This is a genomic window from Sphingobium sp. GW821-FHT02B05, from assembly GCF_059421905.1.
In genome coordinates this window covers 1,578,645-1,602,236 of record NZ_JBWKVW010000001.1, presented here as the reverse complement: position 1 = coordinate 1,602,236, position 23,592 = coordinate 1,578,645, and the positions used below count along the sequence as shown (strand labels likewise).

Annotated in this window: 25 protein-coding genes; 20 read left to right on the top strand and 5 right to left on the bottom strand. The window is 65.0% G+C overall.

Annotation, left to right across the window (positions count from 1 at the left end):
- Window positions 1-9 precede the first annotated feature (9 nt).
- Genes rnhA through ispH form a run of 3 tightly spaced genes read right to left on the bottom strand, consistent with a single transcriptional unit; the run spans window position 10 to window position 2,393 of the window.
- Window positions 10-456, bottom strand: a complete 447-nt coding sequence (rnhA, locus tag AC07UX_RS08075; RefSeq protein ID WP_495191393.1) for a ribonuclease HI — start codon at window positions 454-456, stop codon at window positions 10-12.
- Window positions 453-1,430: a homoserine kinase gene (gene thrB, locus AC07UX_RS08070; RefSeq protein WP_495191392.1), complete on the bottom strand. Its 978-nt coding sequence runs from the start codon at window positions 1,428-1,430 to the stop codon at window positions 453-455. The genes rnhA and thrB overlap by 4 nt, the downstream gene beginning before the upstream one ends.
- 3 nt (window positions 1,431-1,433) lie before the next feature.
- A complete protein-coding gene (gene ispH, locus AC07UX_RS08065) occupies window positions 1,434-2,393 on the bottom strand; it encodes a 4-hydroxy-3-methylbut-2-enyl diphosphate reductase (protein ID WP_495191391.1) in 960 nt (319 codons plus the stop codon).
- Between the two features lie 174 nt (window positions 2,394-2,567).
- Between ispH and AC07UX_RS08060 the strand changes: the two genes are divergently transcribed.
- The 9 genes from AC07UX_RS08060 to tatC all read left to right on the top strand — a co-directional run bounded on the left by AC07UX_RS08060 (window position 2,568) and on the right by tatC (window position 9,762).
- Window positions 2,568-3,176, top strand: coding sequence for a hypothetical protein (locus AC07UX_RS08060; RefSeq protein ID WP_495191832.1), 609 nt, complete (start codon window positions 2,568-2,570; stop codon window positions 3,174-3,176).
- Window positions 3,177-3,308: 132 nt separating this feature from the next.
- Window positions 3,309-5,036: an arginine--tRNA ligase gene (gene argS / locus AC07UX_RS08055; protein WP_495191390.1), complete on the top strand. Its 1,728-nt coding sequence runs from the start codon at window positions 3,309-3,311 to the stop codon at window positions 5,034-5,036.
- A gap of 13 nt (window positions 5,037-5,049) precedes the next feature.
- On the top strand, window positions 5,050-5,772 hold the full coding sequence (locus AC07UX_RS08050) for an SPOR domain-containing protein (RefSeq protein ID WP_495191389.1): 723 nt from the start codon (window positions 5,050-5,052) through the stop codon (window positions 5,770-5,772).
- 66 nt (window positions 5,773-5,838) lie between these two features.
- Window positions 5,839-6,852: a beta-N-acetylhexosaminidase gene (gene nagZ, locus AC07UX_RS08045; protein ID WP_495191388.1), complete on the top strand. Its 1,014-nt coding sequence runs from the start codon at window positions 5,839-5,841 to the stop codon at window positions 6,850-6,852.
- Window positions 6,849-7,628: a segregation and condensation protein A gene (locus AC07UX_RS08040; protein ID WP_495191387.1), complete on the top strand. Its 780-nt coding sequence runs from the start codon at window positions 6,849-6,851 to the stop codon at window positions 7,626-7,628. The genes nagZ and AC07UX_RS08040 overlap by 4 nt, the downstream gene beginning before the upstream one ends.
- Complete coding sequence (gene scpB, locus AC07UX_RS08035; RefSeq protein WP_495191386.1) at window positions 7,625-8,218, top strand: SMC-Scp complex subunit ScpB; 594 nt, start codon at window positions 7,625-7,627, stop codon at window positions 8,216-8,218. Before AC07UX_RS08040 ends, scpB begins: the two co-directional genes overlap by 4 nt.
- A gap of 28 nt (window positions 8,219-8,246) precedes the next feature.
- On the top strand, window positions 8,247-8,492 hold the full coding sequence (locus tag AC07UX_RS08030; RefSeq protein ID WP_056683173.1) for a twin-arginine translocase TatA/TatE family subunit: 246 nt from the start codon (window positions 8,247-8,249) through the stop codon (window positions 8,490-8,492).
- Window positions 8,493-8,518: 26 nt separating this feature from the next.
- Window positions 8,519-8,977, top strand: a complete 459-nt coding sequence (tatB, locus tag AC07UX_RS08025) for a Sec-independent protein translocase protein TatB (protein WP_495191385.1) — start codon at window positions 8,519-8,521, stop codon at window positions 8,975-8,977.
- Window positions 8,974-9,762, top strand: a complete 789-nt coding sequence (gene tatC, locus AC07UX_RS08020; protein WP_495191384.1) for a twin-arginine translocase subunit TatC — start codon at window positions 8,974-8,976, stop codon at window positions 9,760-9,762. Before tatB ends, tatC begins: the two co-directional genes overlap by 4 nt.
- Window positions 9,763-9,932: 170 nt before the next feature.
- Here the strand turns inward: tatC and AC07UX_RS08015 are convergent, their stop codons facing one another.
- Together AC07UX_RS08015 and AC07UX_RS08010 are read right to left on the bottom strand one after the other, a co-directional pair.
- On the bottom strand, window positions 9,933-10,061 hold the full coding sequence (locus tag AC07UX_RS08015) for an entericidin A/B family lipoprotein (protein WP_056683165.1): 129 nt from the start codon (window positions 10,059-10,061) through the stop codon (window positions 9,933-9,935).
- Between the two features lie 356 nt (window positions 10,062-10,417).
- Window positions 10,418-11,407 carry a cell wall hydrolase gene (locus AC07UX_RS08010; RefSeq protein ID WP_495191831.1) on the bottom strand — a complete coding sequence of 330 codons (990 nt, stop codon included), beginning with the start codon at window positions 11,405-11,407 and terminating at the stop codon, window positions 10,418-10,420.
- Window positions 11,408-11,595: 188 nt separating this feature from the next.
- Here AC07UX_RS08010 and AC07UX_RS08005 point away from each other — a divergent pair, with 188 nt between their 5' ends.
- The 11 genes from AC07UX_RS08005 to murD all read left to right on the top strand — a co-directional run bounded on the left by AC07UX_RS08005 (window position 11,596) and on the right by murD (window position 23,548).
- Window positions 11,596-12,591 carry a cysteine synthase A gene (locus AC07UX_RS08005; protein WP_495191383.1) on the top strand — a complete coding sequence of 332 codons (996 nt, stop codon included), beginning with the start codon at window positions 11,596-11,598 and terminating at the stop codon, window positions 12,589-12,591.
- A gap of 41 nt (window positions 12,592-12,632) precedes the next feature.
- Complete coding sequence (locus AC07UX_RS08000) at window positions 12,633-12,944, top strand: hypothetical protein (RefSeq protein WP_120252135.1); 312 nt, start codon at window positions 12,633-12,635, stop codon at window positions 12,942-12,944.
- A gap of 73 nt (window positions 12,945-13,017) precedes the next feature.
- Window positions 13,018-14,289, top strand: a complete 1,272-nt coding sequence (locus tag AC07UX_RS07995) for a Gldg family protein (RefSeq protein WP_495191382.1) — start codon at window positions 13,018-13,020, stop codon at window positions 14,287-14,289.
- Between the two features lie 187 nt (window positions 14,290-14,476).
- Complete coding sequence (locus tag AC07UX_RS07990; protein WP_495191381.1) at window positions 14,477-14,974, top strand: division/cell wall cluster transcriptional repressor MraZ; 498 nt, start codon at window positions 14,477-14,479, stop codon at window positions 14,972-14,974.
- Complete coding sequence (gene rsmH, locus AC07UX_RS07985; protein ID WP_495191380.1) at window positions 14,971-15,918, top strand: 16S rRNA (cytosine(1402)-N(4))-methyltransferase RsmH; 948 nt, start codon at window positions 14,971-14,973, stop codon at window positions 15,916-15,918. Before AC07UX_RS07990 ends, rsmH begins: the two co-directional genes overlap by 4 nt.
- A complete protein-coding gene (locus AC07UX_RS07980) occupies window positions 15,915-16,565 on the top strand; it encodes a colicin transporter (protein ID WP_495191379.1) in 651 nt (216 codons plus the stop codon). The genes rsmH and AC07UX_RS07980 overlap by 4 nt, the downstream gene beginning before the upstream one ends.
- Entirely contained in the window at window positions 16,565-18,268 is a 1,704-nt protein-coding gene (locus AC07UX_RS07975) for a peptidoglycan D,D-transpeptidase FtsI family protein (protein WP_495191378.1), read from the top strand. Before AC07UX_RS07980 ends, AC07UX_RS07975 begins: the two co-directional genes overlap by 1 nt.
- Window positions 18,268-19,722: a UDP-N-acetylmuramoyl-L-alanyl-D-glutamate--2,6-diaminopimelate ligase gene (locus AC07UX_RS07970; RefSeq protein WP_495191830.1), complete on the top strand. Its 1,455-nt coding sequence runs from the start codon at window positions 18,268-18,270 to the stop codon at window positions 19,720-19,722. Before AC07UX_RS07975 ends, AC07UX_RS07970 begins: the two co-directional genes overlap by 1 nt.
- Before the next feature lie 31 nt (window positions 19,723-19,753).
- Window positions 19,754-21,145 carry a UDP-N-acetylmuramoyl-tripeptide--D-alanyl-D-alanine ligase gene (locus AC07UX_RS07965; protein WP_495191377.1) on the top strand — a complete coding sequence of 464 codons (1,392 nt, stop codon included), beginning with the start codon at window positions 19,754-19,756 and terminating at the stop codon, window positions 21,143-21,145.
- A complete protein-coding gene (gene mraY, locus AC07UX_RS07960; RefSeq protein WP_495191376.1) occupies window positions 21,145-22,218 on the top strand; it encodes a phospho-N-acetylmuramoyl-pentapeptide-transferase in 1,074 nt (357 codons plus the stop codon). The genes AC07UX_RS07965 and mraY overlap by 1 nt, the downstream gene beginning before the upstream one ends.
- Before the next feature lie 4 nt (window positions 22,219-22,222).
- Window positions 22,223-23,548 carry a UDP-N-acetylmuramoyl-L-alanine--D-glutamate ligase gene (gene murD / locus AC07UX_RS07955; protein WP_495191375.1) on the top strand — a complete coding sequence of 442 codons (1,326 nt, stop codon included), beginning with the start codon at window positions 22,223-22,225 and terminating at the stop codon, window positions 23,546-23,548.
- Window positions 23,549-23,592 lie beyond the last annotated feature (44 nt).

The following is a 23,592-nucleotide window of genomic DNA, read 5'->3' as shown; positions in this document are numbered from 1 at the left end:
CGGCGCGCCTTATTTCCGGAAACTCTCCGCTGCCGCGCAGGCAAGCGCGTCGGCGCGCTCGTTTTCCGGATGGCCGGCATGGCCCTTCACCCATTGCCACGTCACCTTATGGGGGGCCGCAGCCTTCAGCAGCAATTGCCAGATTTCGACATTCTTCACCGGCTTGTTATCCGCAGTCCGCCAACCCCTTTTCTGCCAGCCGAAGACCCATTTGGTGATGCCGTCCATCACATATTTACTATCGGTATAGAGCGTCACCTGGCACGGCTTTTTCAGCATATTCAGTGCTTCGACCGCCGCCATCATTTCCATGCGGTTGTTGGTCGTCTGCGCTTCGCCGCCGGAAATGTCCTTCTCCGTATCGCCAAAGCGCAGCACGGCGCCCCAGCCGCCGGGGCCGGGATTGCCCTTGCACGCGCCGTCGGTGAAAATCTCCACTTTGGGCAGGTCGGTCATGCGCCCAGCAATTCCGCCGGATCGGCCTTCGCATAGAATTCCAGCCGGCGCAGATAGGCCAGTGGATCCTTGCGCGTCACCAGTGCGTCGGCGGGCGTATTGATCCAGTCATAGGCGCGCGTGAGCAGGAACCGCAAAGCCGCGCCCCGGCACAGGATGGGGAAGGCGGCGCGTTCGGCATCGCTCAGCCCATGGGCCTGCATATAGCCTTCGCCCATCGCGGCTGCGCGTTCGCCATGCCAGGTCGCGCCGTCATTGCTGAAGCACCAGGCGCTATGCGTCACCGCCAGATCATAGGCGCGGACGTCGGTGCAGCTGAAATAAAAGTCGATGAGGCCGGTGACGTCTTCGCCCAGCATCAGGACATTGTCGGGAAAGAGGTCGGCATGGATGACGCTGCGGGGCAAGTCGGCCGGCCAGTGGGCATCCAGAAACGCCAGTTCGGTCGCCACCCGCGCGCCAAGGCCCGGTTCGATCTGGTCGAAATCCGCGCCGCATTTGGCCGCCAGCGCGTGCCAGCCGGTCTTGTCGAGTGCATTGCGCCGCTCGCCGGCAAAACCCTGCGCCGCCTTGTGCAATTCACCCAGCGCAACGCCGGCCGCGCGTGCCTGCCCGCCGGTCGGCTCGGTGACGGAAATGCCTGTCAGGAACTCGATCAGGCAGGCGGGACGACCCGACAATTGCTGGAGCCGCTTGCCCTCCCGATCGGCGATGAAGCGGGGGACGAGGCATCCGCGCGCGCCCAGATGGTCGAGCAGGTCCATGAAGAAAGGCAGGTCCTCCTCATCCACCCGCTTTTCATAGAGCGTCAGGATGTAACGGTGACCGCGTCCATCGGCGCCGGTGGTTTCCAACAGATAATTGCTGTTCTCGACCCCTTCGGCGATGCCCTTGGCCGATACGAGGCGCCCGGCGTCATAGCGGGTGAGGAAGGCGTCGATCTCTTCGGCGGGAACATGGGTATAGACGGCCATGGTTCAGGCAGTCTCCAGTCCGCGCGGGAGCTTGAAGGCGATCGTCTCGCGTGCCGTTTCCACCTGTTCTTCCTCGACAGCGAATCGTTCGGCCAGCCGGTCGGCCACTTCGCGCACCAATATTTCAGGGGCGGAGGCACCGGCGGTCAGGCCCAGCGTCTCGACGCCTTCCAGCCAGTCGAAGTCGATCTCATCCGCGCGCTGGATCAACCGGGCGGGGGTCCCCTCCCGTTCGGCGACCTCCACCAGCCGCAGCGAATTGGAACTGTTGGGCGCGCCGATCACGTAGAGGGCGTCGCATCTGGGCGCGATCGCCTTCACCGCCGTCTGCCGGTTCGATGTGGCATAACATATGTCCTCGCCCTTGGGCGCGGATATTGACGGGAAGCGGCGCTCCAACGCGGAGACGATTGCGGCGGTATCGTCCACCGACAGGGTCGTTTGCGTGAGGAATGCGAGATTATCGGGATCGGCCGGCGTAAAGGCTTCGGCATCCTCGACCGTTTCTATCAGGCTCATCGTACCGTCTGGCACCTGGCCGAAGGTGCCGATGACTTCGGGATGCCCCTTATGCCCGACGAACAGGATATGGCGGCCAGCCGCGACCTGCCGTTCGGCCTGGCGATGGACCTTGCTGACCAGCGGGCAGGTGGCGTCCAGATAGGACAGGCCCCGCTGTTCCGCCTTGGCCGGTACCGCCTTGGGCACGCCATGGGCGGAAAAGACCACCGGCACACCGTCGGGCACCTGATCCAGGCTTTCCACGAAGATCGCGCCCTTGGCCTTCAGCCCGTCGACGACGAATTTGTTATGGACGATTTCGTGGCGGACATAGACCGGGGCGCCATAGGCCTCGATTGCCTTTTCGACGATGATGATGGCGCGATCGACCCCGGCGCAAAAGCCGCGCGGTGCGGCGATCAGGAGCTTCATCGGCGGGCGGGCGGTGGGCGCGTGCGTCATGTCTTGCCGCTTAGAGAAGAATGGGGGCAGAGGAAAGCCGCTTCCTTTTGGTTGGAGGGGATGGGCAGTTGCGTGGCAGGCGGCGGATGGATAAGGAAGCGCAAAGCTTCTGGTCATGTGGGCCGTTTGAAGGAATATCTGCCTGTGAAATTGTCTCATATCGCCCTGACCGGAATGTTGGCCCTGGCTCTGGCGGGCTGCTCGCGGCGTGGTGAGATTGATGCGACCGGCGGTATCGTCGCGGTGCGTTCGGCCTGCCCGGTGGCGGCGATCCCCGCGCAGACCGGCGATATCACGCTCTTCACCGCGCCCGGTCGTACCGACGCTGCGGGCATCGACGTGGTGGCGGAGATCACCAACCTGCGTTCCACCTGCGCGGATGGCGCACAATTCTATACCGAAGCGACCTTCACGGTGAACGCCCGGCGCAACGACGCCAGCGCCGCTCGGCAGGTGACCTTGCCCTATTTCTCCGCCGTGGTGCGCGGCGGCAATGCCGTGATCGCCAAGCGCGTGGGTCAGGTGACGTTGAACTTCGCCGCTGGCGATTATCGTGCCAGCGCGCAGGCGAAGGCCGGCAGCTATGTCGACAAGGCTGCCGCCACGCTGCCCGCCGACATCCAGCAGAAGATCACGGCGAAGCGCAAGGCCGGCGATGCCGACGCCGCCATCGACCCCTTCGCTCAGCCCGATGTCAAGGCGGCGCTCCAGAAGACCAGCTTCGAGCTGCTCGTGGGTTTCAACCTGACCCAGGATCAGCTCCGATATAATGCGACCCGTTAAAGCCCATTGAACTACCCCCCGTTCGGGCTGAGCGAAGTCGAAGCCTGCCACTGAGCGGAGCGAAGTGCCTTCACTTCGTTCAGGCGAGCCCTTCGACTTCGCTCAGGGCGAACGGCGTTGAAGGAAAAGCCCGTGTCCCTTTACACCCGTTTCACCGCCCATCTCGATGCCGTGCTCGACGCGCTGGAGGCCGAAGGCACGCTGCCTGCCGGCCTCAACCGCAAGCCGGTCACAGTCGAGCCGCCGCGTGACGCCACCCATGGCGACCTCGCCACCAACGCCGCCATGGTGCTGGCCAAGCCTGCGGGCACCAATCCGCGCGCGCTGGCCGATGCGATCGTGGCCAAGTTGCAGGCGCTGGACGAAGTCGAAGGCGCGACCATCGCTGGTCCGGGCTTCATCAACCTGACCCTGACCGATCCGACCTGGCGCGCGGAACTGGCCGCGATCCATGCGGACGCCGATGAGTATGGCCGGTCCGATTTCGGGCAGGGCGTGACCGTCAATGTCGAATATGTATCGGCCAACCCGACCGGTCCGATGCATATGGGCCATTGCCGTGGTGCCGTGGTGGGCGACGCGCTCGCCACGCTGCTGGAATATGCCGGGCATAGGGTCACGCGCGAATATTATATCAACGATGCGGGCGGTCAGGTCGATGTCCTCGCTCGCTCGGCCCATGTGCGTTACCGCGAAGCGCTGGGCGAGGATGTAGGCGCGATCCCCGAAGGTCTCTATCCCGGCGACTATCTGGTGCCGGTGGGGCAGGCGCTTGCGACCGAATATGGCGACCGCTTCGTCGGCGCGCCCGAAGCCGACTGGCTCGTTACCTTCCGCACCTTTGCGGTCGCAAAGATGATGGACATGATCCGCGACGATCTCGCGCTGCTCGGCATCCATCACGACCTCTTCTCTTCGGAGGCCGAATTGCAGGCGGCCGGCAAGCCGGAGGCGGCCGAAGCCTGGCTGCGTGCGCACGACCTGGTCTATGACGGCGTGCTGGAAGCACCCAAGGGCGAACTGCCCGACGACTGGGAGCCGGTGGAGTTGCCGCTGTTCCGCTCGACCCGATTTGGCGACGATCAGGATCGGCCGATCAAGAAGTCGAACGGGTCATGGACCTATTTCGGCGCCGACATGGCCTATCATTACCAGAAGGCCCAGAGCGCCGACCAGCTGATCGACATCTGGGGCGCCGACCATGCCGGTACGGTCAAGCGCATCCAGGCGGCGGTCGCCGCGTTGACGCAGGGCAAGGCGCGGTTCGACGTCAAGCTCATCCAGATGGTCCGCCTGCTGCGCGATGGCGAGCCGGTGAAGATGTCCAAGCGCGCGGGCAATTTCGTGACACTGGCCGATGTGGTCAAGGAAGTGGGCAAGGATGTCGTCCGCTTCACCATGTTGACGCGCAAGGCCGACGCCCAGATGGACTTCGACTTCGCCAAGGTGGTGGAGGCGTCTAAGGACAATCCGGTCTTCTACGTCCAGTACGCCCATGCGCGCATTTCCTCGCTCGGCCGCCGCGCGCAGGAGGCCGGGATCGTCCTGCCTGCGCCCGACCTGTCCCTTCTTGGGACGGCGGAACTGGCCATGGTCAAGCTCGCCGCGCAATTCCCGCGTGTCGTAGAAGGGGCCGCGCAGGCCCGCGAACCGCATCGTGTTGCCTTCTATCTCAATGACTTGGCCTCCGCCTTCCATGGCTGGTGGAATATGGGCAATGACGATCCGCGCGCGCGCGTCATCCTGGCCGAGGATCCGGCGCTCACTGCGACGCGCCTTTTCCTCGCGCAAGGAATAGGGCAGATTATCCGTAACGGGCTGGCGCTGATGGGCGTTGCGGCCCTGACGGAAATGCAGTGAGGCGCTGACTATCATGAGCGATTATGCGCGCGGACGACTGGACCTGGACGATGAAGATCGTCTGCCCTGGCTGGAGCCGGCCATCGACGATGATGCGGACGACCGCATATCTCCCTTGCGGCTGCTCGGCCTGATCCTGCTCGGCCTCGCGCTGATCGGCGCGGTCGTCGCTGGCGTGTGGTGGATGCAGAATCGCAACGGCGCCGGTGGCGCGGGCGAGGGGCAATTGATCGCGGCGCCGACCGATGATTACAAGATCGCCGCCAACGAGGCCGATGCCAAGAAGTTCGATGGCGAAGGCGATGCCAGCTTCGCCGCGAGCGAAGGTGTCGTGCGCGACGGTCGCATCGACCCCAGCCGTGTGCCCGAAGCGCCGATCGCCAAGACCGCGCCCGCGCCGGCCGCCCCCGCGCCCGCGACCCCGAACAAGCCCGCCGCCAGCGTAACCGCCCGCGTCACCGACGAAACCAGCGCGCGTCCGACCGCAACGGTCAGGCCAGCCGCTGGCGGCGCGATGATCCAGCTGGGCGCCTATGGCAGCGCATCGGGCGCCAAGGATGCCTGGACCAAATTATCCAAGCGCTTTGCCTATCTCGCGCCGCTCTCCATGTCGGTCGAACCGGCCCAGGTCGGCGGCGGCACCGTTTACCGCCTGCGCGCCAGCGCCGGCGGACAGGCGAGCACCATCTGCGGCAAACTGAAAGTCGCCGGCGAAAGCTGCATGGTCGTGAATTGATAGAAGAGGGAAGGGCGCTGCTCTTCCCCTTCGACAATCGCGGTTCGACGCGCTACGATCCTCCCCATGAAACCCGTTATCTTCGGCCTTTCCGGCGAAACCCTGACTGCCGACGAGCGCGCCTTTTTCGCAGACGCGCAGCCGGCAGGCTATATCCTGTTCAAACGCAATATTGCCGACAGGGCGCAGGTCCGGGCGCTGACCGACGATCTGCGTGCGCTGCACGGTCGCGACGACCTGCTCGTCATGATCGATCAGGAAGGCGGCCGGGTCGCGCGGATGCAGGCGCCGGTCTGGCCCAGCTTCCCGCCCGGCGCGGCCTTCGACCGGCTCTATGACATCGCCCCGTCCAGCGCGATCGCCGCGGCGCGTGCCAATGCCCACGCCATCGCGCTGACCCTGGCAGAGGTCGGCATCACCGTCGATGCGCTGCCCCTGCTGGATGTGCGGCAGGAAGGCGCGAGCGACATCATGGGCGACCGCACTTTGGGCGCCGATCCGATGCGCGTCGCCGCGCTGGGCCGCGCCACGTTGGAAGGGCTGGCCGAAGGCGGCGTGGTCGGCATCGTCAAACATATGCCGGGCCATGGCCGGGCGATGGTGGACAGCCATCTGGCGCTGCCGATCGTCAACGCGAACCTCAATGCGCTGGAAACCGACCTGGCGCCGTTCCGCACGCTCAATCGCGCGCCGATGGGGATGACCGCGCACGTCGTCTATACCGAATGGGATGCGGAGCGGCCCGCCAGCCTGTCGCCCAGGATCATCGGCGAAATCATCCGCCAGCGCATCGGTTTCGACGGGCTGCTCATGTCCGACGATCTCGATATGAAGGCGTTGCAGGGCAGCATCCCCGAACTGGCGGCCGGTGTGGTCGCGGCGGGTTGCGACCTGGCGCTCAATTGCTGGGCGCGGATGGACGATATGGTCGGCATTGCCGGCCTGCTGCCCGACATCACGGATCAGGCGCGCGCGCGGCTGGACCGGGCGATGGCGTCGGTCACGCGCGGCGCGGACCGGTCGGAACTGGAAGAACTGCTGGCGACGCGCGATTCGCTGCTGGACCTGGCGCTCGCTTGACGCAGGATCTGTTCAGCCAGCCGGCTGTTCCCAGTCCCGAGACGCTCACCGTCAGCTTCGATGCGTGGGAAGGGCCGCTCGACCTGCTGCTCAGCCTTGCGCGCACGCAGAAGGTCGATCTGCGCGAAATCTCCATATTGGCGCTGACCGAGCAATATCTGGGCTTTATCGACGGCGCGCGGCAGTTGCGGCTGGAACTGGCGGCCGATTATCTGGTGATGGCGGCCTGGCTGGCCTATCTCAAATCCGCGCTGCTGCTGCCCCGGCAGGAACAGGAAGATCCCAGTCCCGAAGACATGGCGTTGCGGCTGCAATTGCGGCTCCAGCGGCTCCATGCGATGCGCGATGCCGCCGCCCGGCTGATGGCGCGCGACCGGGTGGGGCGCGACGTCTTCACCCGGCGCAAGCCCGAAGGGCTGCGGCTCATCAGGAAAGCGCGATGGCGCGCCAGCCTCTACGACCTGATCCAGGCCTATGGCCAGATTCGCGCCCGGACCCAGCCTGTGGTCCACACCATTGCGGTCCGCCCGGTGATGACGCTGGATGAGGCGATCCAGCGGGTCGGATCGCTGGTCGGCACGGCATTGGACTGGACCCGGCTTGAATCTTTCCTGCCGCCTGACCTGGATGCGCCCAAGGCGAAGTCCGCCCTGGCCAGCAGTTTCGTCGCCGCACTGGAACTGGCGCGGCAGGGGCGGCTGGAGATGCAGCAGGACGGCATCTTCGCGCCAATCTACCTCCGCGCGCCAGTATCGAATCAGGGCAGCCCGGCATGAGCGGCCCGCCCGACGATTTCCTGCGTGCGGTGGAAGCCGCCCTGTTCGTGGCCGAAGCACCACTTAGTCCAGCCGAACTCAAACTGCATGTGGGGGATGGCGGCAATCTTGCCACCGCGTTGCAGATGCTGTCGGATCATTATGCCGGGCGCGGCATCAACCTCGTCGAGCGGGGCGGGCGCTGGCATTTCCAGACCGCAAGCGACCTGGCCCATATCCTGCGGCGCGAGAAGGACGAACCGCGCAAATTGTCGCGTGCCGCCATGGAGACGCTGGCCATCATCGCTTATCATGAGCCGGTCAGCCGCGCGGAAATCGAAGCGATCCGGGGCGTGCAAGTGGCTAAGGGGACGCTGGACGTGCTGATGGAGGCGGGCTGGGTCCGTCCCGCCGGCCGTCGCGAAGTGCCCGGCCGCCCGCTTATCTATGCGACCAGCGTAGATTTTCTGTCACATTTCGGGCTTAGCAGCCGTCGCGACCTTCCTGGAATGGACGATTTGCGCGCCGCTGGCCTGCTCGACCCCGTCGATTTGGCGCTGGAGGGTATGGGCGGACAATCCGTTCTGGAAAATGACGAGGAAGAGGCCTAGATAGGTCTTCTGCTAGGAGTATTGAAAAATGGGTTCCTTTTCGCTGATGCACTGGGTGATCGTGCTCCTGGTCGTCATGCTGCTGTTCGGTGGCGGCCGCATTTCCGGCCTGATGGGCGACGTTGCCAAGGGCATAAAGAGCTTCAAGAAGGGCATGGCGGACGATGACGATGATGTGACGCCGGCCAAGCCCGCCGTGCGCATCGATGGTCATCGCGTGCCTGAGCAGGACGCGCCGACGCCCAGCGCGACCGAAGAAAAGACCAAGGCCTGATCCTCCAGCAAGGCCGATAGTCCCGCATGTTTGGTATCGATTCGTCCGAACTTCTGGTGATCGTGATCATTGCCGTGATCGTGATCGGGCCGAAGGACTTGCCGCGCGCGCTCTACAAGGTGGGGCAGATCGTGGGCAAGGCGCAGGGCATGGCCCGCCATTTCCGCACCGGCATAGACGCCATGGTTCGCGAAGTGGAACTGGAAGAGCTGGAAAAGAAATGGGCTGCGCAGAACAAGCGGATCATGGAAGAACATCCGCCCGAAACGTCCGACGACGCGCTGCCTGCACCGGTCGATACGTCCGCGCAGGATGCGCCGCCTTATGTCGCGGACTCCGCGCCGGCAGAGCATCCGCCCTTCGTTGCCGAATCGGCGCCGGTCGCTCCGGCACCATCGCCCGCCCCGACATCGGCGAACGACGGGCCGCCCTATGTGGCCGAAGCGCCGGTCGTTCAGCCTCATAAGGGTGATGCGGCGGCATGATCGGCGATATCGATGACAGCAAGGCGCCCCTGCTCGACCATCTGATCGAGTTGCGCGGCCGGTTGCTCAAATGCGTCTATGCGCTGGTGCTGACCGGTGCGATCTGCTTCTATTTTTCAGAGCAGCTGTTCGCGATCCTGGTGCATCCGCTCAAGGAGGCATTTGGCGACGGCGGCGGCAAGCTGGTCTATACCAAGCTGTACGAAGCCTTTTTCGTGCAGGTGAAGATCGCCTTCTTCGGGGCCTTCTGCCTGTCCTTCCCGATCATCGCAAACCAGCTATGGGCCTTCGTCGCGCCGGGTCTCTATGCCAAGGAGAAGAAGGCGTTGTTGCCGTTCATCCTGGCCACGCCCTTCCTGTTCGCCATGGGCGCCAGCCTTGCCTATTTCGTGGTCATGCCCATGGCCTTCCATTTCTTTCTGGAATTTCAGGGCAATAGTAGCGGCCTGTCGGTGGAGGCCCTGCCCAGCGCGGATGCCTATCTGGGTCTGGTGATGCAGTTCATCCTGGCCTTTGGCATCAGCTTTCTGATGCCGGTGCTGCTGATGCTGCTCAACCGGGCGGGCTTCGTCACGCGCGCGCAGCTGATCGGCATGCGCCGCTATATGATCGTTGCCGCCTTCATCCTGGCTGCGGTGCTGACCCCGCCCGACGTCGTGTCGCAGCTGATGCTGGCCGTCCCGCTATTGCTGCTCTACGAAATCACGATCATCGCCATCTGGTTCACCGACCGCAAGGCCGCGAAAATGGCAGCAGCGGAAGAAGCGGAAGAGGCCTCCGCCTGAGTCTTCCCGGTGAATGGGCGCTGTGGTCATGGGCGTCTGGGCGCGTGGACGGATGACAGTCCGTTGTCGGATCGAGCGCCCGCTGTCGGGTCGAGCGCCAAAAAAAGGCCCGCCGTTTGACGGGCGGGCCATGCTAGGGAGGGGGTAGTGAAACGCGAAATCCGCGGCGCTTAGTTCGCGCTCTTTTCCACGGCCTTGCCGGCGCTCTGCACGTCGCGGCCAGCGCCTTCGACCGTGTTGCACGCAGCGACCATCAGCGAACCCGTGAGCAGCACGGCAGCCAGGATTTTCTTCGTCATCGAAAGTCTCCTCGTAAATTCTGTGACCGGACGGCGGCGCCATCCCGGTGACGAAGGGAAGAACCCGCGCTGGAAAGATACGTTCCGCAGCCGGAAAGAATAATGATTTCAGGAAGAAAGCTGCCCCGAAAAATTCTGAGCCCGGAATGCGTCGGGGGGGGAAGCATTCCGGGCTCATATTTTGTGGATAGCAAGAGCGGGGGGCAAAAGATTTGCTATCCGGAATATAAAACCCTCCGCGACACGGATCGGTTCCCGCAAGCACCAAAAAATGCACTTTTTTAAATGCTTTTTTTACAGCTGCTTCGATGGTGACTGGATATTTAACCACAAAAATCGCCGGCCAGCGGACGAAATCAGATGAGCGGTCGTCCCGTGTTGCGATATTCCGGACGGATCGTGGACTCCGGCAGGCCGTCGTCGGCGCGCTGTGGTGCGGGGGCGGGCGTCGAGCCGGCACGCGGCGCGGCGGGCTGTTGCGCAAGCATCGGGACATTGCCCTGCGGCACGTAAGCGGGCGCAAGCGTTTCCACCGGGGTTACCGGTCTGGCGGGCCAGCTGGTGCGGGCCGGACCGGAAATCGTCTCCCGCCCCAGATAGGGTATGCGAAAGGCGGCGGGCGTGCCGTTGAACCCCGGATTGCGGTAGAAGATGTGCGCGCCGATCACCGCCACCGCCTGAAGGCTGGATGACCATTCCGGCCGGACTGCCAGCGTATGATAATGGGTGGCCAGGCCCACAGGGGTATAGCCCTTGCCGGCCAGCGCCTGTTCCGCCACGCGCCGCGCCCTGATCCAGGCCGCCGCCGCCGGCATGCGTGCCATGGCCCCGTCGCAGCTGAAGGTGAACTGGCATCGAAAGTCGGCGCGTTCCGACCCCTGATAGACGACGCCGCACACCGTATTGGGCCAGAGCGGACTGCGCACCCGATTGAGCACCACCTGCGCCACCGCGCGCTGCCCTTCGTCCGGTTCGTTCGCCGCTTCATAATAGACGGCCGACGTCAGGCAGTTGAGCGCGCGATAACTGTCCAGGCCGGTCAACCCCCGGAACAGCATTGCCGGCGCGGGCGTCGCCTCGTCCAGTCCCAGCACATGCTCGCTCTGTACCGTGGCGACGCCCGGCACCGGATCGAACGCGCCCTGCGCGTAGAAAAAGGCAGAGCCGGGGAAATTCTGCGCCGATTCCTCGGACGGGTCGGCATGGCCGATATCCTGCTCGCCGCGCAGCATATCCAGCGGCGCGGCGGTGATCAGGCGCGGCGCGACGAGCAGCAACAGCGCGATCGCCAGGATCGCCCCATGCCCCCTCCATCCCCGCATCTGTGCCAGCATGCCCATGCCCATCCCGTCAAGTGGCGACCAGCCGTCGCCCGCCCGCAAGCCCTTAGCCTAAAATCCTTATTCTTTCCTCCTCGCATTTCTTATTGTTCCGCGATGGGACGATGATCGGCGCAAAGGTTAAAATGCGCGCTTTTGCCGGGTCATCATTCCCTTGCTTGGCAAAGCCGCGCTCGCTCCGCTATGCGGGTGCCATGCTGCTTCAATCCAATAGTCTCGCGCTGATCGGCAACACGCCGATGGTGCGCCTCGCCGGCCCCTCGCAGGAGACGGGCTGCGACATTTTCGCCAAATGCGAATTTGCCAATCCCGGCGCGTCCGTGAAGGATCGCGCCGCCCTGTTCATCGTCAACGATGCCGAGGAAAAGGGACTGCTCAAGCCTGGCGGCACGATCGTCGAAGGGACCGCGGGCAATACCGGCATCGGCCTCGCGCTGGTCGCCAATGCAAAGGGTTACAAATCGATCATCGTCATGCCCGAGACGCAGAGCCGGGAAAAGATGGACACGCTGCGCGCGCTGGGCGCGGAGCTGGTGACGGTGCCGGCGGCGCCCTATTCCAACCCCGGCCATTTCGTCCACACCTCGCGCCGACTGGCGGAGGAAACGGAAGGAGCGATCTGGGCCAACCAGTTCGACAATATCGCCAATCGCAAGGCGCATATCGTCGGCACGGCCGAGGAAATCTGGACCCAGATGGAAGGCCGGATCGACGGTTTTACCTGCGCGGCGGGCACTGGCGGCACGATTGCGGGCGTGGGCCTGGGCCTCAAGGCCAAGGATGAGGCGATCACCATCGCCTTGAGTGACCCGCATGGCGCGGCGCTGTTCAACTATTATGCCCATGGCGAATTGAAGGCGGAAGGCTCCTCGGTTGCCGAAGGCATCGGGCAGGGGCGTATCACCGCCAATCTGGACGGCGCGCCGATCGACACGCAATTCCGTATCTCGGACGAGGACGGTCTGCTCTGGGTGCGCCGCCTGCTGGCGGAGGAAGGGCTGTGCCTTGGCCTGTCGTCGGGCATCAACGTCGCGGGCGCAGTCGCGCTGGCGAAGCAATTGGGGCCGGGCAAGCGGATCGCGACCATCCTGTGCGACACAGGCTTTCGGTACCTGTCGACGCTCTATAACCGGCAATGGCTGGAATCTAAGGGCTTGACCGTCTTCCCCTGGCTCGCGCACACTGCATGATCGCCGACACGGGTCGCGGCGAAGGCAATAAGAGCGCAAGCATGGCTGAAGCACCCCGCCGTCAGGAAGGGTTACAGCGCGTCCAGATCGGCCTTACCGGCCTGGCGGGTGTCGTGCTGCTGGTCGGCCTCGCCAATATCGTGATCGAAAAGGCGCGGATGGACGACGCCGCGCTGCCGCCGCCTGTGGTGCCCACGCTCAGCCAGACGCAAAATGCCGTCTCACCCAAGGAGCCTCTGGCGGAACTGGGCGTGCAACCCGCGCCGGAGCAGGCGCCGATCGTGCCCGACCTTCAGCCCGATCCCAATATTCGCAAGCCCATGGACCGCGATCCCGCGCAACAACAGCGCTAAGGGTCGGCGTGGCCTCCATTCTCATCGTCATGGCTTCGCTACGCTTGCGATGACGAAAGATAATCCTGGGCAAATGAAGGCAGGCCTGAAGCGTTTCCTCTGGCTCTGGCTGCCGCCGTTCGCTCTTTTCTTTGCCGGGTTGCAGCGCGCCTTTCTGACGGGGCAGGCCGATCCCTGGGACTGGGGACTGCCTGCGGCTTTTCTACTGGGCGCGCTGGGCCTGCTCCTTGCGCGCCGGACTGGGGCGATGAAGGCCTGGGTGGCGCTGGGGGGCGTCGGGATGGCGCTGATCTTCTGCGCGCTGGCCGCAGCGCGCCCGCCGGATCAGTTGGCAGCGGTGGGGCTATTGGCGGTGGCATTGCTCGCCATATTCGGTGGCGCGTTGCTCATGCCAAGGCGTTATGCGGCTGGCCCATATGAAGCAGCCCCCGGCCTGCGCCGGGGAAGGTTCGTATCAATAGCTGTTGGGGTTGGTCTGATCGCCGCTGCCGCCATTCTCCTCTGGCGCGGCCCTGCGCAACAGGTCCGACCTGTCCCGGATCGTCCCAGTCTTGCCGTCGTTACCGGCCTGCCGCTTTTCTGGGAGGAGGCGGGCAGGGGTGGGCCGCGCGATGCGCCGATCGTCACACTCCTGCGGACCCGTTTCACCGTCAGGCCAATGGATGATCCGCTTCAACTCAAGACGTCGGGCGCCGACCGCTTGCTGCTGGCCCAACCGCGCGCGCTGACGCCGGCGCAACTGGTCGCGATCGACCAATGGGTGCGGGATGGCGGGACCGTACTGGTGCTGGCCGATCCGCTGCTCCGCTGGCCGTCCGCCCTGCCTCTGGGCGACCGCCGCCGCGCGCCCTCCGTCACGCTGCTGGGGCCGCTGCTCGATCATTGGGGGTTCCGCCCATGTGCCATTACAAGCGAAGAAATCCGGCATTTCGCGCCCGACGGCACGCTCGTCACCCTGTCGGGCGCGCGCGCCTGTCCCACTGCGGAGAGAGACGGGATCGTGCAGCGCAAGCAGGTAGGGCATGGCGCGGCCCTGCTGCTGGGCGACGCCGATCCGATCGACGACCGGCTCTGGCTCGCCGATCCCGCGCACCCCATCGATCCGCGCTATTGGGTGGCCGATACGCCCGCTCGCCTCATCCACTGGCTGGGCGGTAAGGCCGTCCCCGGCGACCGGCGCTGGATTCGGGAGCCGGGGGACGTCATCGGCGCCCTGCGATGGGCGCTTCTCGCTGGGACGATATGGGCGATCATGGGTGCGATGCTCTTTGGCCGGAAAAGACGGGTCTCCAGCCATGGAACAGAAAAAGAACATGAAAGGGTGAAAGATAACAAATCCGGTTAGTCCCGTATTTCACCGTCTTTTCCCATCGTCACCCATGCTTTCCCATTGCAGTCCGCCCTCATGCTTGGTAGGAAAACCGGCATTGGGGTTCGTCAGGCTTTGCGTTGTCCTGTGCGCTGGATGATCGTTCTCATGATTCCGGCGACAGGTGGCCTGTGCCCCGAAAACAAGGGGCCAGGTCGCCATCGTGTCGGACGTCATTCTCTATTCGGGCAACGCATTCAGCGTCGCGGACGGCAAAGGCCGTTTCGTGCTGCCCCTGGAGATGCGCAAGCTGGTCAAGCAGGCCAGCGGCGGCGAAAATCGCCTGTGCCTGTCGGTCCATTTCGACAATGGCTGCGCCACCGGCTTCGGCCTGTCCCACAAGCAGTTCCTGTTCGAGGAGGTCGAGAAGCTGGAGCGTCAGGCCTATGAGGCCGGGCGCGACTTCAACGCCGATCTGGAGCGCGAAAACCGCCTCGGTACGATTGAGGACGTAAATTTCGACGATGCCGGCCGATTCTTCCTCCACCCCGATATCAAGGAAGAAGCAGGTATCACGGACGCGATCTTCTTTTACGGCGTGGGCCGCTATTTCCAGATCTGGAAGCCCGAAGCCCTGGTCGAAAGCCCGGATCGCCCGGCGTTGATCCGCAACAAGGTCCGCCGCTGGATCGACGCCCGCGCGGAAGGGGCAGCGAAGTGAGCGATGCCCCCCACATCCCCGTCCTGATCGACGAAGTCCTCGACGCCCTCGCCATCGAACCCGGCGAGATCCATGTTGACGGCACCTTCGGCGCTGGCGGCTATAGCAGCGCCATGGCCCGTGCCGGCGCCCGCGTCTTCGCCTTCGATCGCGACCCCGATGCGATCCGGGAAGGGCAGGCGGTGGCCGACGCGCATCGGATCACGCTGATCCCTGGCGAATTTTCGCGCATGGCGGAATTGCTGGCGGAGCGCGGCGTCGACAAAGTGTCGGGCATTACGCTCGATATCGGCGTATCCTCGATGCAGCTGGATCGGGCGGAGCGCGGCTTCTCCTTCCAGTCCGACGGCCCGCTCACCATGACGATGAGCCAGGACGGCATGAGCGCCGCCGATTTCCTCAATACAGCGTCCGAGGAAGAGATCGCCAAAGTCATCTATCGCTATGGCGACGAGCCCAAGTCGCGCCGTGTCGCCCGCGCGATCGTGGAGGCGCGCCCGCTGGAGCGCACCGGCCAACTGGCCGCCATCGTCCGCAAGGCGCTGGGCCATAAGCCGCACGACAAGAAAGACCCCGCGACCCGTACCTTCCAGGCGATCCGCATCCATGTGAACCGCGAACTGGAGGAGCTGGAGTTGGCCCTCGAAGCGGCGGAAGCCCTGCTGGAGGAGGGCGGACGCCTTGCGATCGTCACCTTCCACTCTCTGGAAGATCGCATCGTCAAACAGTTTCTACGCAACCGCAGCGGCGGCGACAGCGGTGGGTCCAGGCATATGCCCGAACGCGCCGCCGGGCCGCAGCCGACCTTCGCCAAGCCGGCCAAGGCGGTGAAATCCGGTGAGGCCGAATTGGCGCGCAACCCCCGCGCCCGATCCGCCACGCTCCGCGCTGCCATCCGTACGTCTGCCCCCGCCCACCAGTCTCTTCGGAGTGTCCGCTCATGATCGCCGTCAAAAGGTTGCAGAGCCTGATCTGGGTGATCCTCGTCGCGCTGGGCGCGCTGGGCGCCTATATGGTGTCGCTCAAGGTCGCGACCGAACGCAACGAACTGATGAAGGTCCGGGCGCAGATCGCGCGGGCAAAGGCGGATATCCGCTATCTGGAAACGGAATTCAGCGCGCGCGCGTCCATGCGGCAGCTGGAACGCTGGAACCAGGATGATTTCATGTATTCGACGCCCAGCGCCCAGCAATATCTGGGCGGGGAAAGGGCGCTGGCCCATCTGGACGGGGTGCAGCCCAATGGTCCCGACTATATCGCGCCGCCGGTGATGGTGGCGATGGTCGAAACCCCGGCCGACCTGCCATCCGCCCCGCAAAAGGTGCCCGAAAGCCCCGCCGCGACCCAGATCCGCAGCGATATCGCGGTGATCCGGGAGGCGCATGCGGCCGACGCCGTCGACAAGCTGCCCAAGCCCGCGCGCCGTACCCCCTTGCAGCAGGCGAAGGCCGACGCCGACGTGTCGAAGCCCAATCCGGTCGCGCGCAAGGCGGAGCGGATGGCGATGCTCGATGCCAAGCTGCTGGATGACAGCACGCTGGGCGACCTGAGCGCCAAGGCGGCGCGCGAGAAGCGCAGGGAGGCGCGCTGATGGCCACGATCATTGTCCAGCCGGGCGGCGAGCGGGCGGGGCGAGCGCGGGTCAACCTGACCGCCATCGCCCACAACCGGCTGATGCTGCTGCTGATCCTGTTCATGCTCATCACCGCCATCGTCATCGGCCGACTCGTCTGGGTCGGCATTTTTGCGCATGGCAATGCGGGCGACGGCAGCCTGTCGCCTTTCCTGCCGGCGCGTGCGGACATCGTCGATCGCAACGGCGTGCCGCTGGCGCGCACCATGGATGCCTATTCGGTGGCGGTTCGCCCGTCCAAGCTGATCGGCGATCCGGGCGAACTTGCGCGCAAGCTGCACGAAATCTTCCCGGACGAACCAGAAGCGGCCTTCTACAAGAAGCTGACCGGCCGGGGCTGGGCCTATCTGCGCCGTCGAGCCCTGCCAGAGGAAGTGGCGGCAGTGAACGCGCTGGGCGAAATCGGCATCGAATTCCCGCGCGAGAAAGAGCGCCTCTATCCGCAGCGCACGCTGGCGGCCCATGTGCTGGGCTTCGCGCCCAACGCCGAAGGGCAGGGCGGCATGGGCGTGGAGGCGGCCTTCAACGACCGGCTGACCCAGGCGGCGCAGCGCGGCAAGCCCTTCGCCATCTCGATCGACAGCCGGGTGCAGGGCGCGCTGGAAAGCGAACTTTACGCGCAGCTGGTACAGACCAGGGCAAAGGGCGCGGGCGGCATCATCATGGACGCCAATACCGGCGAGATCATCGCCATGGCCTCCATCCCCGTCTTCGATCCCAACAAGCTGCAAAATTATGCGGGCAAGACGTGCAGCGAATCGCCGCTCTGCAACCATATGGTGCAGGCCCGCTACGAACTGGGTTCCTCCTTCAAGCCGCTGTCGATCGCGGCGGCCATGGATGCCGGCGTCGTGACGTCGATGAGCAAGCGCTATGACGCCACCGCGCCCCTTGCTGTTGCCGGCTTCCGCATCCGCGACGATCATTCGCTTGGTCGCTGGATCAACGTGCCGGAAATCCTGGTGCACAGCTCCAACATCGGCACGGCGCGGATCGCCGACGAAATGGGCGCCGCGCCGCTGCAAAAGATGTTCCGCAGCCTCGATTTCGACCAGCGTGCCCCGATCGAGTTCAACGAGCGGGCCAAGGGCATCTGGCCATCCAGCTGGGGCCGCATCACCAGCATGACCACGGCTTATGGGCATGGTATTGCGGTCACGCCGCTGCATCTGGCGGCGGCCTATGCGGCGCTGGTCAATGGCGGCATCTGGCGTCCGGCCACCATGCGCAAGCTGCGCCCCGACGAAGTGCCCGAAGGACGCCGCGTCTTTACCGCCGCCACCAGCGCGCGGATGCGGCAACTGTTGCGGATGATCGTGTCGGCGGGTACAGGACGCAGTGCCGATGCCAAGGGATTCCGGGTGGGCGGCAAGACGGGTTCCGCCGAAAAGCCCCAGGAGGGGCGCTATAACAAGACTTCGCTCGTGACGACTTTCGCCTCTGCCTTCCCGATGGACAATCCCCGCTACGTCGTGGTCGCGATCATGGACGAGGCGACCGGCCAATATGGCCTGCGCACCGCCGCCTGGACCGCCGCCCCGGTGGTCAAGCGCGTGGTGGAGCGCGCCGGCCCGATGCTGGGCGTGATGCCGGACGAAAGTCGTGACGTGGATATTTCGGATCTGATGCCGCTGCTGCACGGCGACAAGGAGAAAGAATGATGCGCCTCGGGTCGCTTATCGAGGGGCTGGATGCGGACATATCGACCAAGGTCGGCGCTATTGCCGGCCTTGATGCGTCCGTGACCGGCTTTGCCATCGACAATCGCAAGGTCGCGCCCGGCACCGTCTTCGGTGCGTTTCAGGGCCTGCGCGTCAATGGCGAGGACTATATTTCCGACGCGGTGAAGGCCGGCGCGGTCGCCATCGTCGCGCGCCCCGAAGCGAAGGTGGAAGGCGCGATCCACATCGCCCACGCCAATCCCCGCCGCTTGCTGGCGTTGATGGCCGCCCGCTATTTCGCGCCCTTCCCGGACGTGACCGTCGCCGTCACCGGCACCAATGGCAAGACCAGCACCGTCGAACTCGCGCGCCAGCTGTGGCGCATGCTGGGTCACAAGTCCGCGTCGATCGGTACGCTGGGCGTCACGACCGCGGTCGATCAGGTATCGACCGGCCTCACCACGCCGGACATCGTCACCTTCCTCGCCAATATGTCGGGCCTCAAACGCGAAGGCATCACCCATGCCGCGTTCGAGGCGTCCAGCCATGGCCTCGACCAATATCGTACCGAAGGGCTGCCGGTCGTCGCCGGGGCCTTCACCAACCTGTCGCGCGATCATCTCGACTATCATGGCGACATGGACAGCTATTTCGACGCCAAGATGCGGCTGTTCGACGAAGTCCTGTCGGCTGATGGCGCGGCGGTCGTCTGGGCCGACGACGCATGGTCGGACAAGGTCATCCAGCGCGCTACGAAGCGGGGGCTTCGTGTGCTGAGCGTCGGGGTGCAGGGACAGGCTCTGCGCCTCGTCAACCGCACCCCGACCCAGTTGGGCCAGGCGCTGGAGGTCGAAGCTGACGGCACGCTCTACAAGGTGAACCTGCCGCTGATCGGCGCCTATCAGGCCGCCAATGCGCTGACCGCCGCTGGTCTCGTCATCGCGACGGGTGGTGACACGGTCAAGGTCATGGAACTGCTCGGCCGGGTCCAGCCAGTGCGCGGTCGGCTGGAACGCGCGGTCATCAGCAAGGCGGGCGCGCCCGTCTATGTCGATTATGCCCATACGCCTGATGGCCTGAAAGCCGCGATTGAGGCGCTGCGCCCGCATACGCGCGGCAAGCTCATCACCCTGTTCGGCGCCGGCGGCGATCGGGATGCGGGCAAACGTCCGCTGATGGGCAAGGTAGCGGCGGACCTGTCAGACCATGTCATCGTCACCGACGACAATCCCCGTTCGGAAGAACCCTCCGCAATCCGCGCCGCCGTGCTGGCGGGTGCGCCGCAGGCCGAGGAAATCGGCGGTCGCCGTGCCGCCATCGCCGCCGCCATCGGTCAGGCGGGCGCGGACGATATCGTCCTGCTGGCCGGCAAGGGCCATGAACAGGGCCAGATCATCGGCGACCGCGTCCTGCCCTTCGACGACGTGACCGTGGCGCGGGAGTGCGCGGGGTGATTCTCGGTTCCCACCTTTCCGTTCGGTGTCTATGACCGACCTCTGGACCTCCGCCGAAATCGCCGAGGCCACAGGCGGCGCCGCGTCGGCGCCGTTTGCCGTTTCGGGCGTCGCCTTCGACAGCCGCGAAGTGGGGCAGGGCGACCTGTTCGTCGCGATGAAGGGTGAGGCGACCGACGGCCATAAATTCGTCGCCAAGGCCTTCGACCAAGGCGCGGCAGGCGCGATCGTCAGCGAGCCGGTCGATCACCCCCATATCCTCGTCCCCGACAGCGCCCTTGCGCTCGAAGCGCTGGGAAAAGCATCGCGCAAGCGCATGAATGGCAAGGTGATCGGCGTCACCGGATCGGTCGGCAAGACCGGCACGAAGGAAGCTTTGTTCCAGGCGCTGGACCGTGCCGCGCCCGGCGAGGCGCATCGCTCGGTCAAAAGCTACAACAACCATGTCGGCGTGCCCTTGAGTCTGTCGCGCATGGCGCACAATACGGCCTATGGCGTGTTCGAAATGGGTATGAATCATGCCGGCGAACTGTCTGCGCTGACCCGGCAGGTCCGGCCCCATGTCGCCATCGTCACCGCCATCGCGCCTGCGCATATCGAATTTTTCGGCACCGAAGCGAAGATCGCCGAGGCCAAGGCGGAAATCTTTGAAGGACTGCAACCGGGCGGCACGGCGATCATCCCCTATGACAGCCCGCATGTCGCCACGCTCTATAACAAGGCGGAGCGCCACGCCGCCCGCATCCTGACCTTCGGCACCAGCCCGCAGGCCGATGTCTGCGCGCGCGAAGCCGTGCCCGCGCCGGGCGGCGGCACGCTGGTCACGGCCACCCTTCCGGGCGCCGAACTTTGCTTCACCGTGGCCGCGCCCGGCGATCATTGGGTGTCCAATGCGCTCGCCGTGCTGGCGGCGGTAGAGGCGGTGGGCGGCGATCTGGCCGCAGCCGGCCTTGCGCTCGCCGAAATGCCGGGCCTGCCGGGCCGGGGCGAACGGCGCATCCTGCCGGTTGCCGGTGGCGAAGCGCTGCTGATCGACGAAAGCTACAACGCCAATCCCTTGTCCATGAAGGCGACGCTGACCCAGCTTGGCCGCGAGAAAGCTGATCGTCGCATCGCCATATTGGGCGGCATGCGCGAGCTGGGCGACCGCAGCGTAGAACTTCATGCCGGCCTTGCCGAACCGCTGGGGGCGGGGCAGGTCGACTATGCCATATTGGTTGGCGCGGAAATGACGCCTCTGGTCGATGCGCTGGCCGGCGTCATTCCCTTTGTCCATGTCGCCGACACGGCGGCGGCCATCCCCCTCATTCAAACCGAAATGCGCGCGGGCGACGCGATCCTGGTCAAAGGCTCCAACGGCGTGGGCCTGTCCCGCCTGGTCGCTGCCCTGGCCGAGGCCGCCCGTGACGGAGATGTAAACTAATGCTCTACTGGCTGGCCGAAACCCTGGATTTCGCAGGTGTTTTCAACCTGATCCGTTACCTGTCCTTCCGGGCGGGCGCGGCGATCTTCACCGCGCTCTTCATCGGCCTGGTCATCGGCCCCAAATTCATCGGCTGGCTGCGCGTCCGCCAGGGCAAGGGGCAGCCGATCCGCGACGACGGCCCGCAAAGCCACCTGGCCAAGCGTGGCACGCCGACCATGGGCGGCCTCATGATCCTGACCTCCATGGTCATTTCGGTGCTGCTGTGGATGGATCTGCAATCCACCTATGTCTGGGCCTGCCTGTTCGTCACTCTGGGCTTCGGCGCGATCGGCTTCCTCGACGATTATGACAAGGTGACGAAGGCCAGCCACAAGGGCCTGTCGGGCAGGATGCGCCTGATCTTCGAATTTCTGATCGCCGGCGTCGCCGCCTGGATGATCGTGAACCAGCATGGCAATACCGCGCTCTACGTGCCCTTCTACAATGGCCCGGCGATCGAACTGGGGCCGTTCTACTTCTGCTTTGCCGCCTTCGTCATCGTGGCGTTCGGCAATGCCGTGAACCTGACGGACGGCCTCGACGGCCTTGCCACCATGCCGGTCATCATCGCCAGTCTGGCCTTCATGCTGATCGTCTATCTGGTCGGGCGCGCGGACTTTGCCGATTATCTGGGCATCCCCCATGTGCCAGGCGCGGGCAATCTCACCATATTGTGCGGCGCGATCATCGGCGCGGGCCTTGCCTTCCTGTGGTTCAACGCGCCGCCGGCCGCCGTCTTCATGGGCGACACTGGCAGCCTGGCGCTGGGCGGCACGATCGGCGTGATCGCCGTGACGGCCCATCACGAAATCGTGCTGGGCATCATCGGCGGGCTGTTCGTCGTGGAAGCGCTGAGCGTCATCATCCAGGTCTTCTTTTACAAGCGCACCGGCAAGCGCGTGTTCAAGATGGCGCCGATCCACCATCATTTCGAACAACTGGGCTGGGCCGAACCGACCGTGGTGATCCGGTTCTGGATCATCGCCTTCATCCTGGCGCTCGCCGGCCTTGCCACCTTGAAGCTGAGGTAAGCGGATGATCGTTTCGGACGCTTTCAGGGGCAAGACCTACGCCGTGCTGGGCCTGGCGCGGTCCGGCCTCGCCACGGTCGACACGCTGGTCGCGAGCGGCGCGCGCGTCGTCGCCTGGGACAGCCGGGAAGAAGCGCGCGCGCTGGTCGCGGGCAAAGCGGAACTGGGCGATCCGATGGAGATCGACCTTTCCGGCTTCGACGGCATCGTCCTGTCGCCGGGCGTGCCGCTGAACCGTCACCCCATCGCGATGCGTGCCAAGATCGCCGCTGTCCCCATCATCGGCGACATCGAGCTGTTCGCGCTCGCCCGGCCGACGCTGCCGCCGCACAAGGTCGTCGGCATCACAGGCACAAACGGCAAGTCGACGACGACCGCGCTGATCCACCATATCATCGAGCAGGCGGGCTTCCCGACGGTGATGGGCGGCAATATCGGCCTGCCGATCCTCAGCCAACCGCCGCTGGAGCCGAACCTGCATGGCGTGGGCGTCTATGTGCTGGAACTGTCCAGCTATCAGATCGACCTGACCCACAGCCTGGACTGCGACGTCGCGGTGCTGCTCAACATCACGCCGGACCATCTGGATCGCTACGACGGCTTTGCAGGCTATGTCGCGTCGAAGGCGCGTCTGTTCGCCATGCAGTCTCCGGGACAGGTGGCCGTCATCGCGACCGATGATGAACCAAGCCGAGCGATTGCCGACAACCTGTTCTCCGGATTGGTGCGCGTGGCGTCTTCCGACATCGATCCTGCCACCCAACACCCCTGGCCCGCCCTTCAAGGGCCGCACAATGCGCAAAATGCTGCTGTCTCTATCGCTGTCGCAAAGGCGCTGGGCATCGACGAAGCGACCATATCCGCCGCTCTGGCCAGCTACGCCTCGCTCCCGCACCGCATGCAGGCCGTCGGCACCCGCAACGGCGTCCTCTACGTCAACGACAGCAAGGCGACCAACGCCGCGTCCACCGCGCCCGCACTCGCCGCCTGGCCGGCGAAGGACGGCAAGCCGCGCATCCACTGGATCTTGGGCGGCGTCGCCAAATCGGACAATCTGGACGAGTGCATCCCCCATTTCGCCAACATCGCCCACGCCTATACCATCGGTGAAGCGGGGCATATGTTCGCCGATCTGCTGCGCCCGCATATGGCGGTGGACGACAGTGAAATGCTAAGCGCCGCCGTCCGCCGCGCCGCGCGCATTGCGCAGCCGGGGGACGTGGTGCTGTTGTCCCCGGCCTGCGCCAGTTTCGACCAGTTTCGCGATTTCGAAGCGCGCGGCGATGCCTTCGCCGCCGCCGTTGCGGCGCTGGATTCTCTTAGCGATTAACCACCAAGTCGGGGGCGACACGATGGGCAGGGAAGGGACGACAC

Coding starts and splice junctions, on each gene's coding strand:
- rnhA (WP_495191393.1), bottom strand. CDS start 456: ATGACCGACCTGCCCAAAGTGGAGATTTTCACCGACGGCGCGTGCAAG.
- thrB (WP_495191392.1), bottom strand. CDS start 1,430: ATGGCCGTCTATACCCATGTTCCCGCCGAAGAGATCGACGCCTTCCTC.
- ispH (WP_495191391.1), bottom strand. CDS start 2,393: ATGACGCACGCGCCCACCGCCCGCCCGCCGATGAAGCTCCTGATCGCC.
- AC07UX_RS08060 (WP_495191832.1), top strand. CDS start 2,568: ATGTTGGCCCTGGCTCTGGCGGGCTGCTCGCGGCGTGGTGAGATTGAT.
- AC07UX_RS08050 (WP_495191389.1), top strand. CDS start 5,050: ATGAGCGATTATGCGCGCGGACGACTGGACCTGGACGATGAAGATCGT.
- nagZ (WP_495191388.1), top strand. CDS start 5,839: ATGAAACCCGTTATCTTCGGCCTTTCCGGCGAAACCCTGACTGCCGAC.
- scpB (WP_495191386.1), top strand. CDS start 7,625: ATGAGCGGCCCGCCCGACGATTTCCTGCGTGCGGTGGAAGCCGCCCTG.
- AC07UX_RS08030 (WP_056683173.1), top strand. CDS start 8,247: ATGGGTTCCTTTTCGCTGATGCACTGGGTGATCGTGCTCCTGGTCGTC.
- tatB (WP_495191385.1), top strand. CDS start 8,519: ATGTTTGGTATCGATTCGTCCGAACTTCTGGTGATCGTGATCATTGCC.
- tatC (WP_495191384.1), top strand. CDS start 8,974: ATGATCGGCGATATCGATGACAGCAAGGCGCCCCTGCTCGACCATCTG.
- AC07UX_RS08015 (WP_056683165.1), bottom strand. CDS start 10,061: ATGACGAAGAAAATCCTGGCTGCCGTGCTGCTCACGGGTTCGCTGATG.
- AC07UX_RS08010 (WP_495191831.1), bottom strand. CDS start 11,407: ATGGGCATGGGCATGCTGGCACAGATGCGGGGATGGAGGGGGCATGGG.
- AC07UX_RS08005 (WP_495191383.1), top strand. CDS start 11,596: ATGCTGCTTCAATCCAATAGTCTCGCGCTGATCGGCAACACGCCGATG.
- AC07UX_RS08000 (WP_120252135.1), top strand. CDS start 12,633: ATGGCTGAAGCACCCCGCCGTCAGGAAGGGTTACAGCGCGTCCAGATC.
- AC07UX_RS07995 (WP_495191382.1), top strand. CDS start 13,018: ATGAAGGCAGGCCTGAAGCGTTTCCTCTGGCTCTGGCTGCCGCCGTTC.
- AC07UX_RS07980 (WP_495191379.1), top strand. CDS start 15,915: ATGATCGCCGTCAAAAGGTTGCAGAGCCTGATCTGGGTGATCCTCGTC.
- AC07UX_RS07975 (WP_495191378.1), top strand. CDS start 16,565: ATGGCCACGATCATTGTCCAGCCGGGCGGCGAGCGGGCGGGGCGAGCG.
- AC07UX_RS07970 (WP_495191830.1), top strand. CDS start 18,268: ATGCGCCTCGGGTCGCTTATCGAGGGGCTGGATGCGGACATATCGACC.
- AC07UX_RS07965 (WP_495191377.1), top strand. CDS start 19,754: ATGACCGACCTCTGGACCTCCGCCGAAATCGCCGAGGCCACAGGCGGC.
- mraY (WP_495191376.1), top strand. CDS start 21,145: ATGCTCTACTGGCTGGCCGAAACCCTGGATTTCGCAGGTGTTTTCAAC.
- murD (WP_495191375.1), top strand. CDS start 22,223: ATGATCGTTTCGGACGCTTTCAGGGGCAAGACCTACGCCGTGCTGGGC.